General features: G+C 61.0%; 1 protein-coding gene. It reads right to left on the bottom strand.

The window, feature by feature from the left end; genetic code table 11:
* Positions 1-196: 196 nt before the first annotated feature.
* The coding region (locus tag P3T21_RS38230) for an ATP-binding protein (RefSeq protein WP_429261029.1) at positions 197-2,816 on the bottom strand (2,620 nt) is incomplete at its 5' end.

Genomic DNA, 2,816 nt, shown 5'->3' with positions numbered 1-2,816 from the left:
GGAAAGGAAAGACGGTCGACTGTCTGCGACAGGCCTCGGGCCGAATCACCGCAGCTAACCGTAGTCTGTCTTCCGCGATCGGCTCGTGTCGACCCATACCCGCCCTTTGATTCGATACGCCTTCGGCGGCTGTTTCCGCGGTGAACCGATCACTGGAATGACGGGTTCTCGCATTTCAAATTCCTGAAGGCCCTCCTTATGCGAGCGATGCGATGCCCTTAGTCTGACGAGACTGCACAACTTCAAACGCGACATCCTCTGGTTGCTCTGCATGATGAACATGCAAGGCATCGATCAGTTCGAACAGTGCCTGGACATCAGGGCTTCTGCTGCTGCGCTCAAAGCCGACCGAAAGATTTTGCAGCAAGGCCAATGCGCTTGCCGTTTGCCCATCCTCGTGCGACAGCCGCGCCATAGCAACCGTAGCGCGTAGTTCCCACATACGAGCCCCCTGGTGCTGCGATAACTGGATTGCTTCCAGGAAGCACACTCTCGCCTCGTTGAGTGTGTCGCGCCGTGTGTCGCTTGCCTGCGCCTCGAGCCTTGCGCGTGCTTGCGCGAGGAGACCAAGCGCCCGCCATACTTCAGGCAGAACGAACAGCTTGCCGTTCCGTCTGCAGAATCTCAATGTATCGCACAACCGCGCCGCAGCGTCGGCGAAGCGGCCGGCCGCGATCAGTTCCTCGGCGCACTGGACGACGAGCGGTGTAATCAGCCGTCTGAAGCCTCGCGCAATCAGCGCATCCAGGGACGCCTCCAGCACCGACAGTCCACGTTCCGTCTCTCCTGCGAGCAGATCACAATAGGCCGCGAGACACTCGCTGTATTTGCGCCAGATCGTGAAACGGTGTCGCGCCGCCTGAGAGCGCATGATGTCCAGATAGCGGCGGCCGCGCTGCAAATCGCCCGAGAGCAATGCGATCGGCACCGCAACCACGCCGAGCACATGCGTGAGCCAAGGCTCCATCGTTTCCGGTGTAATCAGGTCGACACCTTTGTCGACGTACGCCAACGCCTCGTCCGCATTGCCCTGCAACCAGACAATGCGCGCAAGCGTGGCGTAGCAGATGGCGAGAGGATTGACAGCGAAGCTGGTGATCTGCTCCGCTTCGTCCGGGTGAGTGGCCAGATGTTGCATGGCCGCTTCGATCCGCGACTTCGCATGATCGTGCTGCCCGAAGCAGTGTTGCGCGACTGCGGCAAGCAGGTTCGCCAGCGTCTCCTGCCATGCATGACCACGATCCCGCGCGAACGTCTGAAACCGCAGCGCATGATCAATCGCGTCCTGCACGTTTCCGCCGTATAGCGCGGCATTCCAGAGCCCCCAGTACGCACGGGCCTGGAATTCGTCGTTACCGGACGAGATGGCCAGACCGAGAACTTCGTTCCAGAGCTGCCTGGAACGCCCGATCGGACCACACAGATTCGGCAGCGTCGCAGCCAACGCCGCTCGCACGCGCATCTCGCTCACGGCATCTATCGACCCGGGCGGCAGCTCGCTCAGCGCGGCTACCGCACGTTCTGCCCACATGCCGCATTCCTCGATCAGGCAGCAACCCAGCAGGACGCCCGTCAACATCGAAGTCAGCTCGACGGCGAGATGCAGATCGCCGCCAGATGAAAACGCCCAATCGGACGCGACACGTGCATGGTCGAGCGTCTGCCGCAGATCAGACGAGTCGTTCGCCCGTTGCCGCGGATATGTACGACCCGCCCCTGCGTCTAAACGCGACGCGAAATAGCGCGCGATACGCGATGCGATTTCCTGTGTTTCGTTTTCGGCCTGAAGCTGCTCGAGTGCATAGGCTCGAGTCGATTCATTCATCTTGTACTCTGCGACGGGACCGTCAAAGCTGACATTCACCATCGACTTTTGCACGAGTTCGCTGATCCCATCGATCGCAGCACCGATAGTCAAGCCTGAATCGCAAGCAACGGCGCACATTGCTTCGAGCGTGAATACGCCTCCGAACATCGCGAGTCGCCGGAACAGCGCCTGAGCACCTGGATCGAGCAGAGCGAAGCTCCAGTCGAACGTTGCACGCAGTGTCTTGTGACGCGGCAACGCGGTACGGTATCCACCCGTCAGGATCGACATCCGGTCGTCGAGGCGCCGATACACACCTTCGATACCGAACGAAAAGACGCGAGCTGCCGCCAGTTCGATTGCCAGCGGTATACCGTCGAGCCGGCGGCATATCTCGCCAGCCATCAATGTTTCCGTCTTGTCGAAACAGGCCTTTCCCAGTAGCGCCTGCAACCGCCCGAGAAAAAGGTGCACAGCAGACTGCGCAAGGACCTCCTGTTCGGTGGCGTCGTGCGCTGGCACGTCGAGAGGTTCGACACGGATCGTCCTTTCCTGTGCGATGCGCAGCGGCTCCCGGCTCGTGACCAGAACGCTCAATACAGGGTTGACGACCGTCAGAGCTTCGACAATCCGGGCCACGTGAGTAATCGCGTGCTCGGCGTTGTCGAGCACCAGCGTGCAGGGATTGTCCGCGAGCGTCGCCGCAAGCGTGTCGATGGAAGGAAAGTCTCCGTCGAATGACACGTGACAGGTTTGCGCAATGGACGCGAGGATCGCCTGCGTGTCCGTCAGTGCCGCCAGTTCGACGAAACAGACGGGCTTGAGGTGCGCTTCGGCAATCTGGTGCGCGACAGCGATCGACAGCGTCGTCTTTCCAATCCCGCCAGCGCCAGTCAGCGTCAGGACAGGTGCCGAATCGAGCGCGGCGCGAACTTGCGCGATGGCCGCATCGCGCCCGATCAATCCCGTCGGAAACGGCGGTAAGGTACGTCGTGCCTTACCTGGCGCA

The sequence above is a fragment of the Paraburkholderia sp. GAS334 genome (assembly GCF_050436625.1).
Taxonomy (GTDB): domain Bacteria; phylum Pseudomonadota; class Gammaproteobacteria; order Burkholderiales; family Burkholderiaceae; genus Paraburkholderia.
The sequence above is the reverse complement of the archived record's forward strand: the minus strand, read 5'-3'. Positions and strand labels throughout refer to the sequence as shown.